This is a genomic window from Neobacillus vireti (genome assembly GCF_036962465.1).
In the GTDB taxonomy this organism is placed as follows: domain Bacteria; phylum Bacillota; class Bacilli; order Bacillales; family Cytobacillaceae; genus Neobacillus; species Neobacillus vireti_B.
Window position 1 is genome coordinate 263 of record NZ_JBALNF010000015.1, and the last position, 17,214, is coordinate 17,476.

13 protein-coding genes are annotated in these 17,214 nt (G+C 37.8%); 5 read left to right on the forward strand and 8 right to left on the reverse strand.

The features are described 5' to 3' along the window. Positions 1-162: 162 nt before the first annotated feature. The 3 genes from V7077_RS06620 to V7077_RS27710 all read right to left on the reverse strand — a co-directional run bounded on the left by V7077_RS06620 (position 163) and on the right by V7077_RS27710 (position 2,201). Positions 163-1,035, reverse strand: a complete 873-nt coding sequence (locus V7077_RS06620) for a YitT family protein (protein ID WP_335499645.1) — start codon at positions 1,033-1,035, stop codon at positions 163-165. Positions 1,036-1,067: 32 nt separating this feature from the next. Next, the gene (locus V7077_RS06625; protein WP_335499646.1) at positions 1,068-1,634 is read right to left on the reverse strand and encodes a tyrosine-type recombinase/integrase; all 567 of its coding nucleotides are present in this window, start codon (positions 1,632-1,634) and stop codon (positions 1,068-1,070) included. Positions 1,635-1,883: 249 nt separating this feature from the next. Next, entirely contained in the window at positions 1,884-2,201 is a 318-nt protein-coding gene (locus tag V7077_RS27710; RefSeq protein WP_420489619.1) for a TrkA C-terminal domain-containing protein, read from the reverse strand. Positions 2,202-2,337: 136 nt separating this feature from the next. Here V7077_RS27710 and V7077_RS06630 point away from each other — a divergent pair, with 136 nt between their 5' ends. Together V7077_RS06630 and hcp are read left to right on the forward strand one after the other, a co-directional pair. Continuing rightward, positions 2,338-2,928 (forward strand): YczE/YyaS/YitT family protein, encoded by a 591-nt coding sequence (locus V7077_RS06630; RefSeq protein ID WP_335499648.1) that lies wholly within the window; start codon positions 2,338-2,340, stop codon positions 2,926-2,928. A gap of 387 nt (positions 2,929-3,315) precedes the next feature. Then, entirely contained in the window at positions 3,316-4,989 is a 1,674-nt protein-coding gene (gene hcp / locus V7077_RS06635; RefSeq protein ID WP_335499752.1) for a hydroxylamine reductase, read from the forward strand. Positions 4,990-5,073: 84 nt separating this feature from the next. Here the strand turns inward: hcp and V7077_RS06640 are convergent, their stop codons facing one another. Next, positions 5,074-6,054: an NADPH:quinone reductase gene (locus V7077_RS06640; protein ID WP_335499650.1), complete on the reverse strand. Its 981-nt coding sequence runs from the start codon at positions 6,052-6,054 to the stop codon at positions 5,074-5,076. A gap of 353 nt (positions 6,055-6,407) precedes the next feature. Then, a complete protein-coding gene (locus V7077_RS06645) occupies positions 6,408-6,839 on the reverse strand; it encodes a MarR family winged helix-turn-helix transcriptional regulator (RefSeq protein WP_335499652.1) in 432 nt (143 codons plus the stop codon). Positions 6,840-6,998: 159 nt separating this feature from the next. On the opposite strand from V7077_RS06645, the gene V7077_RS06650 reads away from it, so the two are divergent. The 3 genes from V7077_RS06650 (at position 6,999) to V7077_RS06660 (ending at position 11,857) form a co-directional block, all read left to right on the forward strand. Next, positions 6,999-8,510: an MDR family MFS transporter gene (locus V7077_RS06650; RefSeq protein ID WP_335499654.1), complete on the forward strand. Its 1,512-nt coding sequence runs from the start codon at positions 6,999-7,001 to the stop codon at positions 8,508-8,510. A 184-nt stretch (positions 8,511-8,694) separates the two neighbouring features. Further along, complete coding sequence (locus V7077_RS06655; RefSeq protein ID WP_335499655.1) at positions 8,695-10,521, forward strand: APC family permease; 1,827 nt, start codon at positions 8,695-8,697, stop codon at positions 10,519-10,521. A gap of 190 nt (positions 10,522-10,711) precedes the next feature. Then, a complete protein-coding gene (locus V7077_RS06660; protein WP_335499657.1) occupies positions 10,712-11,857 on the forward strand; it encodes an SLC13 family permease in 1,146 nt (381 codons plus the stop codon). Between the two features lie 71 nt (positions 11,858-11,928). On the opposite strand, the gene V7077_RS06665 is transcribed toward V7077_RS06660, so the two are convergent. The 3 genes from V7077_RS06665 to V7077_RS06675 all read right to left on the reverse strand — a co-directional run bounded on the left by V7077_RS06665 (position 11,929) and on the right by V7077_RS06675 (position 17,095). Further along, the gene (locus tag V7077_RS06665; protein ID WP_335499659.1) at positions 11,929-12,462 is read right to left on the reverse strand and encodes a cupin domain-containing protein; all 534 of its coding nucleotides are present in this window, start codon (positions 12,460-12,462) and stop codon (positions 11,929-11,931) included. Between the two features lie 241 nt (positions 12,463-12,703). Next, the gene (gene helD / locus V7077_RS06670) at positions 12,704-15,010 is read right to left on the reverse strand and encodes an RNA polymerase recycling motor HelD (protein ID WP_335499661.1); all 2,307 of its coding nucleotides are present in this window, start codon (positions 15,008-15,010) and stop codon (positions 12,704-12,706) included. 153 nt (positions 15,011-15,163) lie between these two features. Next, positions 15,164-17,095: a fructose-1,6-bisphosphatase gene (locus tag V7077_RS06675; protein WP_335499663.1), complete on the reverse strand. Its 1,932-nt coding sequence runs from the start codon at positions 17,093-17,095 to the stop codon at positions 15,164-15,166. Positions 17,096-17,214: the final 119 nt, after the last annotated feature.

Genomic DNA, 17,214 nt, shown 5'->3' on the forward strand with positions numbered 1-17,214 from the left:
TTATAAGATGGTTTTACCATATTTTTCATATTCCAAAGTAGTTGTCACTTTGGTATTTCTACTTAGGATGTAATAAAAAAAGCTGCCAAATTGCTGGCAGCCAGTTATCCATTCTTGCACCTTAGTCGATTAGGACGGTTGTTGAATGGTTATTAACTTCATCTAATGAATATTATGCTTTTTAAAGTTACCGCCTTTTACTTCTGCTACATCATAGACTGTAACAAAGGCTTTAGGATCCTGTTCATTAATAATTTCTTTAAGTTTCGTTTCTTCTAAGCGGTTAATCACACAGGTGATTTCTTTAAATTTTTCATGTGAAAAACCTCCATACGCTACTTTATACGTGGCACTGCGGCCTAAACGATCACGAATGGTCTCTACCATTACTTCAGGTTGAGCGGTGATAATATTAAAGGTTTTCGAACCACTTAGCCCCTCTTCCACAATGTGAATAACTTTTGAAGCAATAAAGTAAGCAATTGCTGAAAGAATCGCCCCTTGCAGACCAAAAACAATCGAAACGAAAATAAACACAAATATATTTAGGAATAGAATGAGATCACTTGTACCAAATGGTAATTTTCGTGAGAGCAGAACTGCAAGCATGTCAATACCATCTAATGCTCCACCATTACGTAAGGCTAAGCCCATCCCAAATCCAATGATAATTCCGCCAACAACGGTAATTAACAACGTATCCCCTTCAATAATAGCCGGGGTATGATGCATGAGAATTGTACCAACCGCTAGTGACACAATTCCAATAATCGAAAATAAGGCAAAACTTTTTCCAATTTGTTTATAACCTAACCAGATAAAAGGAAGGTTTATGATAGCAATAAGAACTCCTAATGGTAAATCAAATAGTTCTGAACCAACAATACTTAGCCCCGTTACTCCCCCATCCGATACGTTGTTTGGAATAAGGACCGTTTCTAGTCCGTATGCAGCAATAAATCCCCCGATAATGACCATCAAACCTCGCAGGATCAATTTTAGTTTATTCGGTTTATGTATTTTGTTTGTATTCATCAAATTCCTCTCTTCCACTGAAAAATTAGAACTTACAAATTCACATCGATCTGAGTGGTAATCATGTCATCTTTCGTGATCCCTAAAAATTTCAGAGTCTCTGCTGGTGTTGAATGGTTAAAATGTTTTTGTAAAAGTGCAATCGAAACACCTTGTTTGAATGCATGAAATCCAAACGTCTTTGCCAGTGAATTCGTCCCAATCTTTCCTTCAATGCCTACCTTTACAGCAGCATCATGAATAATTCGATAGGCCTGCTGCCGCGTAATCGGTTGTTTAAACTTACGTGATTGGAATAAATAAATCTGTTCTTCTCTGTTGACTTGAGTTAAGTAAGAGATTACAGCTTCCTTCACTTTGTTATTTAAAAATACGGTCTTCCTCCTTTCACTCTCCATTTCTGAGTAATGATAAAAATCCTTAATTTCTCCCTCGCCATTAAAAAGTTCCTTTACCTTAATCAAAAGCAGTTCAGATATTTTTAGACCTGTATTGATTCCAACAACAAACAATAAATAATCCCGATAGGATTGTTTTTTAAGGTGTTCTTTTATGGAATGTATTTGTTCCAGGTCTCTAAGTGCATCGACTGTTTCCACCTCAGCATTACTCCTTCAATGTTACTTAATTTAAGTTTAATTTATAATTGAGTAACATTCAAATCTTTAGCTCGTGAGATATCGATTTATCTATTTTTTGAAAATTGAGAAGCAAGTATACTTTTTATATCCAGAATTTCTTCCAATATCAAACTGTAAAAAAGGCGATGCCCTAATGCAAGCATCGCCCTAGAAAATTAATGTATTTAAATCGCACAGGTACTCTATGAATACTTGCCCAAGTTAGGTCTATAGAAATTTCTTCTTAAATTTGTTTATGTTCGTGTTTTCTCCAATGATATAGAAATAATCCCCATTTTGAAAAGGAATTTCTACAAAGTGAGTTAATATAGGCTCTCCATCTCGTATTTTAAAAGAGACTGTAAGTCCATATTTTCTCGAAAAATCTAAACTGCTCAATGAATTTCCAATCATTCGTTCGGGTACTTCTATCTCAATCGCTGTTAAGATCGTCCTCTTTTTTATATCAAGTTGTGCTTGATTCCCTTGCTTTTTAGCAATTGGAGAAATGTGGCTATTTTTGACATACTCAGTTCGTACAACAATTCCTTTGAATTAGAAAATAAATAGGTTGCTAGTTTTTCTATGAAAGGGCTATTATTTCATTGGTAGGCAAAAAAATTCAACTACCATGAAAGCAGAGGAAATTTTCGTGCATGTATTTAATTGGAGAAGATTTTGGATGATGCTGGTCGGTAATTTATTTATAGGGATTGCTGTTTCCCTTTTGCGATTAAGTAATTTTGGTACTGACCCTTGCAGTACGATGAATTTAGGATTAAGTGGATTTTTACATGTTTCGTTCGGTATTTATCAATTACTATTTAATTTAATCTTACTGATTATTGTATTTATATTTGTTCGACATACGATTGGGATGGGTACGATCGTTAACATGGTAGGAATCGGCTTTTTTTCCGATTTCTTTTTATATGGCTATTATAAGTTATTCGGCTCTACCCCACTGTTCATGACAAGAAGTATTTTCCTTGTTATTGCCATCCTTTTCGTGGCAATGGGAGTTGCCCTTTATATGACCTCCGATTTAGGCATAGCGCCTTACGATGCCCTGCCACTAATCATTCAGAAATTATCGCATGACAAAATTCCATTTGCACTCGCCCGAATGATCACTGATGTATTAGCTGTTGCGCTTGGTTTTTCCTTTGGAGCAGTTGTGGGAGTTGCTACTGTCATCATTGCCTTTGGTACCGGTCCACTTGTACAATACTTTCGGAAACATCTGGCAGAAGCATTATTACAAATGAAATAGGAATCTTCCTTCTCCCTGGTATTCCTCCGTAATCATGACTGAGGAAATAAAAAAGCTGACCCATAAGAGTCGTAATGATCGACCTTTTGAGTCAGCTTCTTTTTTATTTCTACTTCATTTAAAGGATTCATTATTAATAGACTGCTCGACTTCAAATTCCACCCACTTATCCTTTGTCACGAAGTGTTCAAATCTTTTTGACTTGTTTATGAACAGATTCTTAAAGAACTCCAAATTTAAAATCAATGAATCTATAATGACAATGTAAATAAGCTGATTATATTGTTAATTGCTTTTGACCCTTATTCAATCATTCAAACTAACTAAGAGAAATTGTAAATGAATTTGAAATCGATATTGATTCTTTGGAGGAATTAAAAAATGAGTATGTTTTGTTTTCAATGTCAGGAAACTTCAAAGGGAACAGGTTGTACCGTTGTTGGAGTCTGTGGAAAAAAAGATGATTTAGCAAATATGCAAGATTTATTGATTTACACCATTAAAGGAGTATCGATTGTGAATACAATCGCTCGTAAAATCGGGATCAATCAAAAGAAAACAGATGTATTTGTCGTAAACGGTCTTTTTATGACCATTACCAATGCAAACTGGGATAAAAATGAATTTTTTACTACAGTAAGAGAAGGATTAAAGCTCCGCGAAGAAATTAAAGCAGCAATCACAAATGCAGGGTATTCGTTAGACAACCATAGCGATTTTGTCACTTGGAATGGTGAAACCAATTATGAGCTTGAAGTGAAATCTGCTTCTCAAGAAGTTAGTATTTTAGCGACAAGAGATGAAGATATTCGTTCATTAAGAGAGTTAGTGACTTACGGTTTAAAAGGAATGGCTGCCTATTTAGAGCATGCAGCAAACCTTTACTATGAAAATGAAGAGTTAAATGCGTTTATGCAAAAAGCACTTGCCATGATTACAGATGATTCCGTAAGTATGGAACAATTAATTGACCTTTCCATGGAATGTGGAAAGTACGGCGTTCATGCCATGGAGCTTTTAGATACAGCCAATACATCCACGTATGGTCATCCTGAAATGACGAAAGTAAACATTGGTGTACGCCAAAATCCAGGAATCTTAGTGAGCGGCCATGACCTGAAAGATATGGAACAGTTATTAAAGCAAACGGAAGGTACGGGAGTAGATGTTTATACACATAGCGAAATGCTTCCAGCGCATTATTACCCAGCATTCAAAAAATATGACCACTTTGTCGGTAACTACGGAAACGCATGGTGGGAACAAACTCGTGAATTTGAGAAATTTAACGGTCCAATTCTAATGACAACTAACTGTATTGTACCGCCAAAGGAATCGTATAAAGGCAGAATGTATACCACTGGAGCAACGGCTGTTGAAGGTGTAACTTATATTCCTAAAAATGAAGATGGTACAAAGGATTTCTCGGTTATTATTGAGCATGCAAAGAAATGTGAGCCGCCAGTAGAAATTGAAACCGGTGAAATTATTGGAGGATTTGCGCATAATCAAGTGGCTCAAGTAGCTGATCAAGTGGTAGAAGCAGTGAAAAACGGTGATATTAAACGATTCTTTGTCATGGCTGGCTGTGATGGCCGCCATAAGAGCAGAACGTATTATAAAGAGTTTGCCGAAGAGCTTCCAAAAGATACGATCATACTAACAGCCGGTTGTGCAAAATATCGCTACAATAAGCTGGATTTAGGTGATATTAACGGTATTCCAAGAGTACTTGATGCCGGTCAATGTAACGATTCCTACTCTCTCGTTATGACGGCATTGAAGCTGAAAGAGGCATTTGGATTAGAAAGTGTCAATGAATTACCATTATCTTATAATATCGCATGGTATGAGCAAAAAGCGGTGATCGTTTTCTTATCTTTACTTTACCTAGGTGTGAAGAATATTCACGTTGGCCCAACCTTACCAGCTTTCTTGTCACCAAACGTAACAAACTTCTTAATTGAGAATTTTGGTGTAGGCGGCATTTCCAATACAAAAGCCGACTTAGAAATGTTCATGAACAGCTCAGTTGATGCTCAAGGAAGTGCATTAGTTTAATAATAGACTGGGGTCCCTGCTGGGATGAAGGATAAAGGGAAAGTCAGTGGCTTTCCCTTTATTTTTTTCGTTTTTATAACCTAATCAGTCAATTGTCAGAACAAGTTTCCCATTTCCTATCCCTTTTTCTAGCTGTTCAAAGCCTTGCGACGCTTGCTGGAGCGGCATCGTTGTCCCAATAACCGGACGAAGTGCACCACTTGTCAGCATGCCAATGACACCATGAATGCTTTGTTCATATTCCTCTTTTGGGGCATTCCAAAGAGCGGTTGCTAAAATATCACATTCCTTTTGCATGGCAAGACGTGGATTTATTTCGATAGAACCGCGATTTCCAATAATGACGATTTTGCCAAATGGTGCAATCAGCTTTAAATCGGTTTCTAAATTCTTATTGGCTAAAAACTCAATAATAACATTAGGTCCATTGCCATCCATTAAGGCCCGCACCTCTTCAGTCGTTGCTTCTGTCACATGATCTATAACTAAATCTGCTCCAGCTTGCTGGACCATTTTTTTGCCCTCTGGCTTGCTTGCCGTTCCAATCACTGTAGCACCGTGAGCTTTCGCCATTTGCACAGCCTGTAATCCAACCCCGCCACTGGCTCCATGAATAAGAACGGTTTGTCCAGGCTTTAGACAAGCACGTTGAAATAGTGCACGATAGGCGGTTAATGCCGGTACCCCTAATGCTGCACCTTGTTCAAAGGAGACCTGGTCCGGTAATGGATGAACCGAAGCTGCATCACAGACAACTTTTTGAGCAAATGTACCTGTACTTTTACCTCCCATTAAAGACGCAATAAATACACGATCACCAACACGAACATTCGTAACTTCTTCTCCAACCGCCTCCACAATCCCAGCACCGTCTAAGCCTGGGGTATAGGGCAACTGAGGAACACTAAATGCATATGTACCTGTTAAGGTGTAAGTATCACTCGGATTCACACCCGCGGCATATAAACGAACAAATACCTCTCCCTTTCCTGCAACTACTTCCTCAACGTCGGTAAATACTAATTTCTCAGGTCCGCCAAATTCTGTAACTTGAATGGCTTTCATATTTATCACCCTCCTCGTAGTTATTATATATCGAAAAATATCATTTACCGTAGTATGAAGGTTTGAACTAAGAAACCCACATATATTTACATTTTATAAGGCCTATTGACTACCCAGGTGACCTATTATTTGTATGGTCGGTCGTCAATAAGCTCCATTGACTACTCTATTGTCTTATTTTTTGGATGGTCGGTCGTCAATGAGCTCTATTGACTACTCTGTTGCCTTATTTTTTTGGTGGTCGGTCGTCAATAGGCTTTATTGACTACTTTGTTTACACATTTTTTTGATGGTCGGTCGTCAACAAGCTCTATTGGCTTGCTGTTGGCTTATTTTTCGAGTGTTTTGATAGATTACTCCACTTTCAAATGCTCCACAAGCCGGCCGAGTAAATCACTTAAAACCATTATTTCTTGATCATTGTAAATATGATAAGTCTCTGCATTAAAATCATTTCGTAACGATTTCAGTTGCTCATACACATGGATTCCTTCCTCTGTTATTTTCACTCGCGTTCGTCTTTTATCTTCAGGGTCTTGAAAGAGGGTAACTAGATTTAATTGCTGCAAACGATTGATCATACCGGTCATATTTTGTTTTGTTACCAGCATTTCCTCTTTTAGTTCACCAATAGAAATTTCTCCCCTATTCATGATGGTTCTTAGAATCACCCATTGCTGTATGCTAGTCAGGCCAACCTCCGAAACTATCTTTGCTCCATATCTGCTTAAGAGATTGGATATCCTAAAAATATCTAACGTAATGTTTGTTTTTACTTCTTCCATACAAACCTCCGGTCCATAGATTATGATTATCTTAATGCAGTGAAAAAACTTAGTCAAGTAGTTGACTAAGTTGTAAGGATAACTTAAACTAATTTAGTCAATAACTTGACAAACAAAAGGACTTTTACCTTAGTTATTTAAAAATAAAGGAGACAAAACATGCCAAAAACAACAACGAATCGTAAAATGGTAACCGTTGCAATGTTGGTTGCGATTCTATTAGTCGCGATTGATGTCACGGTTGTCAGTACCGCCATGCCGCGGATTGTCAGTGACCTGAGCGGGTTAAAATTAATCAGCTGGGTATTTGCCATCTATACACTGACCACTTCGGTAACAACACCTATTTACGGTAAATTAGCTGATTTATTCGGCCGTAAAAAAATTTTTATCACGGGAGTTATTCTATTTGTGGCAGGATCAATGTTGTCAGGTGCTGCTCATACGATGACTCAATTAATTTGGTTCCGAGCTTTTCAAGGAATTGGTGCGGGGGCTGTCATGCCGTTAACCTTTACGATTATTGGTGACCTCTACCCTGGCGAGCAGAGAGCCAAAATGCAGGGAGTATTTAGTGCTGTCTGGGGAATCGCAGGTCTACTTGGCCCTTTAGTAGGCGGTTTCTTCGTGGACCAAATCAGCTGGCGTTGGATTTTCTATATTAATTTGCCGGTCGGTTTAGTCTCGCTTGTGTTAATCACTGTCTTCTTCCACGAAACAGTTGAATTGAAAAAGGACCGTAAAATTGATTATCTTGGAGCAATTACGTTTACATTTGGAATTTCGACTCTATTATACGCTCTACTCAATGCAGGTCCGGGCCAGAAATATGCATGGAATTCTACAGCCATTTACATCCTGTTTGCTGTAGCGGTGATTTTTATTGTGCTATTTGGTTATATCGAAACCAAAGTAAAAGAACCGATGCTTCCTCCATCCTTATTCAAGATTCCAGTGATTCTCGTTTCTAATCTCATCGGTTTTCTAGCCGCTTCTGTCCTGATTGGCGTCAATGTTTATTTGCCCATGTGGATCCAAACGATTCTCGGACACAGTGCAACGAGCTCAGGACTTACGCTTATGCCAATGTCGATCGCATGGCCCTTAGGTGCTACTTTTGCTGGTCGTTATATGTATAAAATTGGTTCTAAGTTAACGGCCATCCTTGGTGCTGTATTGATTGCCCTAGGTGGGACATGGCTGCTGGCTGTGGAGCTGGACTCCCCGTACTGGTACTTTGTAGGAATTATGATTGTAATTGGTCTTGGAATGGGTTACGCGACCACTCCAACCACCGTTCTCGTTCAATCGGCGGTTGGCTGGCAAATGCGTGGTGCGGCAACGGCATCCAACACGTTCACTAGGTCGATTGGCCAAACGGTCGGGGTCGCTGTCTTTGGAACTATTTTTAACAACTCCTTAATTAATTATGGGAAAGAACATGCAGGCGGTGGTTGGAGCGGAGGAGGCAATATTAGTAATGTCTTAAGCTCTGAAACCATAAATAAGCTTCCTGCAAACGTGATTACCATGATCCATGAAGGGCTTGCCCATGGAATGCACTTAGTGTTTATTCTTGTGTTTTTTATCGGGGTCGCGAACCTCATTGCAACCTTCTTCCTTCCTTCACATAAGAAGGTCATGGAGCAGCAAAAGCAAGTTCAACATTAGTCATTAAGCCGCCAATTTGGCGGCTTATTTTTTTAAAATGTTGTAGTTTTTAAGGTACCAACTAAAAGCTTAGTGTTCTTTTTTGGGTTTGCATTACATAAATGACTTTTAAGGGAATTATCGGGTAATATAATCCTATAAGTTAGTTAATTGCAGTTCAAATGCTTACACTACGGGGGACCTTATGCGTTATTCAATATTTAAACGAGCCTTAATTGGTAAACCGCTGAAAACAAGTGAATTAGGCGAACAACGATTAGGTAAATTAAAAGCACTTGCCATCCTGTCATCCGATGCCCTATCTTCTGTGGCCTACGGTCCAGAACAAATCATCATTGTCCTATCCACTTTAGGTCTTATTGCGCTCTGGTATTCGATACCAATTGGAGTAGGTGTCCTCATCCTTTTAGCTGCGCTCATTTTATCCTATCGTCAGATTATCTACGCTTACCCTCATGGCGGTGGTGCCTATGTTGTCTCGAAAAGTAACTTGGGGAAAAATGCAGGACTTGTAGCAGGCAGCTCATTATTAGTCGATTATATCTTAACAGTCGCCGTCAGTGTTTCAGCCGGAACCGATGCCATTACATCGGCATTCCCTCTATTACATCCCTATAATGTGGTTATCGCATCCTTCTTAGTTATTTTGATTACGATTTTGAATCTCAGAGGTATTACGGAATCTGCTTCTGTTCTCGCCTATCCCGTCTATATCTTTGTCCTGGCGTTAGTCCTTTTGATTGTAGTGGGACTGTGGCAAATTGTTAACGGACATATTCCATCCCATTTACATACACCGATCGGGACGGCTGTTCCCGGGATAAGTTTATTTTTCCTATTGCGCGCCTTTTCATCAGGCTGCTCGGCACTTACAGGAGTAGAGGCTGTTTCAAATGCGGTTCCTAATTTCAAGGAACCTGAAGCTAAAAATGCCGTTCATACGTTAATGATTATGGGGGCCATATTAGCGGTTCTTTTCACGGGAACGATGTTTTTAGCCTATTGGCTGGGGATTTCCCCTAAAGCAGATGAAACGGTTGTTTCCCAGATGGCATCTAAAATTTTCGGGAGAAATTTCCTATACTTTTTCATCCAGGGAACTACGGCTCTTATTTTGGTACTTGCTGCAAACACCGGATTTTCTGCTTTCCCTATGTTAGCGGTTAACTTCGCGACAGACAAGTATATACCGAGAATGTTCCTAAATCGCGGCGATCGACTTGGTTATTCAAACGGAATCCTTACGCTAAGTGTTGCATCTATTCTATTGATTATCATCTTTGAAGGAGCAACAGAACAACTTATTCCCCTTTACGCAGTAGGGGTATTCATCCCTTTCACCCTGTCGCAAACAGGTATGATTGTGAAATGGATGAGAGAGAAGCCTTCTGGCTGGCAATTGAAAATGACCATAAATCTAATTGGCGCGCTGATTACTTTCACGGTTGTAATCATTTTCTTTATCACAAAGTTTTCTCAAGTCTGGTATATTCTCATCTTCTTACCGATTATTGTCTTTGTGTGCCATCGGATTAAAAGGCATTATGATGCCGTTGGTGAACAACTTAGGATAACTGCAGGTGATGAAGCTCTGCCGTTAGAGGGGAACATTGTCATTGTCCCGGTAGCTGGGATTTCTAAGGTGGTCGAAAACTCCTTAAACTATGCGAAGTTAATTGGTGACTCCGTTATTGCCGTTTATGTAGCTTTTGACCGTGAGAGTGAGAAACAAATGGAGGATAAATGGATGGAATGGCAGCCAGATATTCGTCTTGTGACTTTGTATACATCCTACAGAAGTTTATTACGACCGATTGCACGCTTTATCGAAATCGTTGAGGAAAAGGCCAATGAACAAAAATACACAATTACGGTATTAATTCCTCAATTTATTACAAAAAAAAGATGGCACGATTTCTTGCATAACCAATCAAGTTTATTGTTACGACTCTATCTCATTTATCAAAAAAATGTGATTGTTTCAACCGTACCATTTCGATTAAAAAAATAACATAAGAAAACAAAGTACTAGGGATTCCAAGCGTTTTTCTTGGAATTCCCTTTTTTGGTTCAAAATTAAAATAAACTTTAATGATAAAGAATCACACAATCATAAAGGATATTCTCTACCCAACTATTTATATACATGATAGAATCATAAGGTTCGGTTTTAGATTAGTATGATTTTAGGTGATGATGCAATGAAAGAAACTATATTGATACAACAAAAAAACAAATTAGCGTTCCTATTTGATTTCCTAAAAAAAGACCTCGTCTTTACTATATCCTTAGTACTTGCGGTTCTAAGCTGTGCCATTCAGCCGCCCAAACTGGAATACATTAATTTTCATGTACTAATTTGTTTATTTAATCTTATGCTTGCTATTAAAGCTTTCGAAGAACTTAAAGTATTGGATAAATTGGCGATTAGTCTTTTAAATAAATGTAAGAATCGTAAATCTGTTTCATCGATTCTTATTTTGTTATGCTTTTTTAGCTCGATGATCGTTACTAACGATGTAGCCTTACTTACTTTTGTCCCTTTGACTCTTTTGATTAGCAAAAAGACGAATTTACCTATGATGGAGACGGTGATTCTTCAAACCATTGCAGCAAATATTGGCAGCAGTTTGACTCCAATGGGAAATCCGCAAAATTTGTTTCTATATTCTTATTTTGGGATTAAACCGTTGTCTTTTTTTACAACGGTTGCCTTTATGGCTATCCTGGGTTTTAGTTCTCTCTATTTCCTTATTCGAAGACAAAATGGATCAAAGTTGAATGTAGACCTTGAGCCGGTTAGGGTTGTAAATGGGAAAAAGACAGCGGTTTGGGGAGTGGTCCTTGCAATTATTATTGCTTCAATTTTTGGAATTTTAAACGATGAGATTGCCTTGATAGTGACGTTATTGATTGCCCTTCTATTAAACAAAGAATTATTACTAAAGGTAGATTATTTATTGCTTTTAACCTTTATCTGTTTTTTTATTTTTATTGGCAATCTATCTCATGCTGCGGCTGTACAGACATTTGCAAATACAAGCCTAAAAAACCCTGCTTCTATCTTTTTTAGTTCTATCCTTTTTAGTCAAATTATTAGTAATGTACCTGCCTCTATACTGCTTTCTCACTTTACTAATGACTGGAAGCCTTTGTTATTGGGAGTCAATATCGGTGGACTTGGAACACTTATTGCTTCACTAGCCAGTGTCATCTCTTACAAATTATATATTCAAGCAAATCCCAGCGAGGGTAAACCGTATTTAACAAAATTTACAATCTACAATTTTTCCTTTTTATTTTTTCTGGCCCTGCTTCAGTATGCCATTTTTAAATTTTTTAGCTGATATAATAATTTCAGGATCCTCTTAATAATGAAGGATCCTGATTCTTTTTTATGGGAAGAAATTTATTCATTCTATGATTCTGCCGCAAAAGCCTGTGCTTTAGTTAAATGAACCGTACCAAATGGATGTTGTGGAGGAGCGTAGATCGAATAAAGTTTTAACGGGGTATTACCTGTATTTGTTACATTATGCCAGGTACCAGCAGGTATCATAATGGCAAAATCATCATAAACCTTTTGAACAAAGTTTAAATTATCTTTTGTCTTGCCCATTTGCACAACTCCTTGACCTTGTTCAACCCTTAAGAATTGATCAATGTTAGGATGAATTTCTAAACCGATATCTTCCCCAATATTAATACTCATCAATGTAACTTGCAAATGATTTCCTGTCCACAATGCGGTACGATACGTATTGTTCTGTTTAGCAGCCTCATTAATATTGACTACAAATGGTTTCCCCCCAAAATCTTTCATCTTATTTCTTGCGTCATCATAAACATTCCAGTAATCAGGCTGTCTCCTATAATGATCATACATTGGGACATGACCATAATTAACATAAGGCTGATATGGGTATGGATACCTCCAAGGGGTATAGTACATCTAATTCATTCCTTTCTCACAACAATTCAAATTATCTTATGTACTATTTTATGGGAATGTACTTATGGACAGGACGAACTTAGCTCAAAACAGTTGGTCCATTACTGTGGCTTTCCAACTAAACATTAAGATAGACAAAAAATAGGATCCCTATATAAGTGGAATCCTACTGTCAAGTAACTTTCAATTGTCACAGAAAAGGGCGAGAACCTGCATTTAATTGACTTCCTTTACCATCCATTTACATCTCGAAATGAATGGAATTAGCCTTATTTAATAAAAAATCGGCCGGCTCTTTCCCGTATAAATACAAACGATGCATCGGCCTTGTCATCGCGACATACAACAATTTAATGTCCAGGTCTGCTAGTGAATACGACTCCTCCAAGCTTACGAGCAAAACAGAATCAAACTCCAGCCCTTTTGATAAATAAGAAGGTAAAATCACGATATACCCCTTCTTCATTTCTTCTTTTTCCGCTAACAACTGAATCGGCAGATGACTATTTTCGAAGAGCTGGTATATTCTTTGACTTTCTTTCTCTGTCCGTCCAATAATGGCGATCGAGTGCAGTTCTTCTTTTTTGAGTGAAGTAATCTCTTGTTCGAGCAGGATCCTGACCTGTTCCTGATTCTTAGTGTCAATCGTTTTAAAAAGTGGCTTTTGGCCATGACGAATAACAGGTTCGACCTTAGGCAATTCCTGGTCCATTAACATCAGGATTTCGTTAGCTAAATTCATGACTTCGACCGTCGTTCGATAGCTTTTTTGTAAGGCTTGATAATTCGCATTCGGAAAGATTTCTTTCAAAACCGGTGTCCAGCTATTTAACCCGCGATAGGAATGAATCCCTTGGGCTAAATCCCCTACGATCGTAAACAAGTCAGTCTCAAAGCCTTCCTTTAAAGCTGCAAATTGAAAATAGCTGTAATCCTGTGCTTCGTCGATGAAAATACTGCGCATTTTATATTTATCTTCGATGCCTTCAAGCTTTGATTTCATAAAAAAGATTGGCGCTAAATCCTCCATTTCATAAGCACCTCGTTCAAAAATCCTCAAACAGTACTTACTAAGTACCTTACATTCTTGATATGAAAGAGTAGTGGAATGCTTTTTTAGTAATTCAGGAGAAGACATAAGTTCCCTGTAAAGGGTGAATATATCCTTCATGACAAAGGCATCCATATATTTTTTTACAGCAGTCTTTGCCTCTTGTTCTACCCGCTTTTTTCTCTCTTCCTTTCGTTCCATTAAGGAAACGACTATTTGCTTCCTTTTTTCTGACTTCATTTTCGTGTTATAAAGGGCTTTTTCAAGTGCTTCCTCATATTTTTTGTTCAGATTCGCCAACATAATCGACTTTTTCTTTTTTAGATCATCTTCTAACAGGTTTTTAATTTTTCCAAGCCTTTTGTAGATTGGCATGTACGTGTATTCTTTTAAAAATAGTTTTTTCAGCTTTACGCCCTTCATTAGAACGGATTTTTCAACGACAAAATCTTCTTGTGGGGCAAGCTTCTCTTCCAATTCATTAATATATCGCTGGATTAGTTCCTTAAATTCGAGTGAGCCCTTGAAGCTTGAAACCCATTGCATCGATTTGGTGGTTCGATTCGCTTCTAATAGTTTGATTAGCTTGGAATTAGGCGAAAATAGTTTGAGTTTTTGGTCCAAGCAGCTTCTCATAAAGTCAATATAAGTGGTTTGATTAATCTTGTTGACCCCTAATTCCGGTAAGACGGCCGAGATATAATCAATAAATAGTCGGTTAGGTGCAAGAATCATTAATTTTTCTGGAGGAAATCTAAACCCAAAGGAATAGAGAAAGTAGGAGATTCTATGGAGTGCAATCGTTGTTTTCCCGCTTCCGGCGGCCCCTTGGACGATAATCGGGTGCGTTAAAGAAGCCCGGATCACTTCATTTTGTTCATTTTGAATCGTCGCAACAATTTCTGTTAAGCGATTGTCAGCTTTACCTGACAACGACTTCTGCAACAGTTCATCGTGGGTGGTTAAATCGATATCTCTGATTTCTTTTAATAATCCATCGATGATCTCATACTGCCTTTTTAAAGCTAAGTAACCGGTTTGTGTTTCCCCGTAAGCTTCATAGGACACCTCTCCCAGCCGTCCGTCATAATAGACATTGGCAATCGGTGACCTCCAATCGACAATAATCGGCTGCTGCGAGACACGGTCAAATAATGATACTTTGCCTATGTACAAAACTTCTTCTGTCTTCGTGCTAGTGCTCGTAAAGTCAATCCTTGAAAAATAAGGTTTACCGATGACGCTTTCTAACCTTTTCAGTTCACTTTCAGCCAATTCCAGAAAATTCGCATTCGCGAGGAGATCGGTGTAGCTCGTACTGCTATCGTTAGAATTCAGTTCGGCAAACGATTGTTTCATACTTTCAACTGCAAACTCTTTATTCTCTTTTGATATGTCTAAAACGGTTCGTATATATTCCTTCGTAAACTCCAAGCGCTCTACTTCAGCTTGAAAGTCTTTATGGTCTCGGGCCGACACTTGATCTTGGGCACTCATCCTTATTACACCTCATCTCTCCATACTATTTTTGAATCTTGGGATAATAAGACTAAACTAAGTCTTTTCTACCGTCAAGTACTAAACATAGTTAAATCCATCCTTTAAATCAAAAGGATGGATTTAACTATATGCTTTATGATTACCTTTTCGTTAATTCATATATCGATATTCCCTCAAACGATTCAAGATAGAAATCTCTTGTAATAGCTCTTTACCTATATTCGTTTCTCTTACCTTTTTTCGCACCAGTTCTTTATCCACTACCCGCTTTACTGATAAGACATCCGTGCCGTCACATAAGACATCTTCTTTGGAATGAAACTGTTTATGGGCTACCAATTGCATACCGTACGAATTATAAAGGAGCGTATACCCTGCAATACCTGTTACAGATTGATAAGGTTTTGAGAAACCGCCATCGATGACAATCATTCTTCCATTCGCTTTGATTGGATTTTCTCCCTCTATTTCTTTTACTGGCGTATGGCCGTTGATAATATGCCCCTGCTCAGGGTCGAGATCAAATTCAGCAAGTAATTTTTTACAAATTTCTTCGTTTTCACGTAAGTAATAATAAGGGTTCTTTTTCTCCTTATGTGTTTCCTTTTCCTTAATAAAGTATCGTTCAAAGGTGGTCATCGCTCTTTTTCCAAACAGAGATGAGTATTCTCCGGTCCATAAATACCAAACCATATCTGTTGCCAAGTCATCTGTCATTTCTGGGTGTTTAAAAGCATATCGTAAATAATATTCAAACGTATCAAGTAATTCACGGCCTGCATATGTTTTATTTTCAATTGTCATTTTTTCCATATTTCCTTCATCATCTAAAGGAATACAACCATGAATTAACAAATTACCGTTATATTTCAAATAAAGGCTGCCTTTTTTCATTAGGAAATTCATATGTCTTGCCAGCTTTTCGGAATGCTGAACGGAAAATAACAATTTATCGATCACTTGTTTTTCCTCTTCTAATAATTGATCTGGCTGATTTGGATTAACCGTTGCAAAGCAGCTATTTTCGAGAAGGTAGGTTTTTCCATTTATCGTGATTTCGTTCTTTTCATAATCAATTTTTTCAAGTAACTGCCTTTCGGACATATTAAAATTCGGGCGCCTCTTGATGATTGGGATTTCCAACTTAAATTGAATCATGGCGATAGCTTGATGGATTTTTGTAATTTGCAATTGTTCATAGTCAGATAATTTTTTTTCGGAATGGACCTTAGGTCTAAAAGCTGGATTATCTTCGTAGTACTTTTCCGCTAAATTCAGTAATGGTCTTAGATTGATTCCATATACGTCCTCAATAATATCTAAATTGTCATATCTAGCACAAATACGAATAATGTTAGCCAAGCATACCTTTGACCCAGCAAAAGCCCCCAGCCATAGGACATCATGGTTTCCCCACTGAATATCGACCGAATGGTAACCAATCAGCGTTTCGATAATTTTATCGGGCTCAGGTCCACGGTCGTAGATATCCCCCACTACATGTAGATGGTCAACCACTAACCGCTGTGTCGTATAGGCAAGACCGATAATCAGCTTTTCGGCCTGCCCTAAAGAGATGATCTGCTGGACAATTTTTGAATAATAATCATCCTTATTGGTGGAATCATTTTTCTTGTAAAGCAACTCTTCAATGATATAGACAAACTGATTCGGCAAAGCTTTCCGTAACTTAGAGCGTGTGTATTTAGAAGAGGCATAAGAAATAAGCTTAATCATCCGTTCAATGATTTCTGTATACCATTTATTTAACTCTAGTTCATTATAAAAATGATTTTTTTTGAGCTGCAGTTTTTCTTCTGGATAATAAATTAAGGTTGCAAATTCATTCCTTTGGTTTTCCGATAAGATATATTGAAACAGGTCATTGATTTTCTCTTTAACTTTACCAGAACCATTTCTTAATACATGTTGGAAGGCTTGGTACTCGCCGTGTAAATCACTGACAAAATGTTCAGTCCCTTTTGGTAGATTTAGGATCGATTCGAGATTAATAATTTCTGTTACCACTTTTTCAGCGCTATCATACTTTTGGGCCAGTAAATCCAGATATTTTGCATTCAAGAATATGTATCCCCTTTCAAAAGTTGACTATGTATTGTTCTGTTATTTAAATTTCTTATTTACTATTATAAGCGATAAATAGAATATATTTAATTTCTTACTATCTATTTTTATAGTTT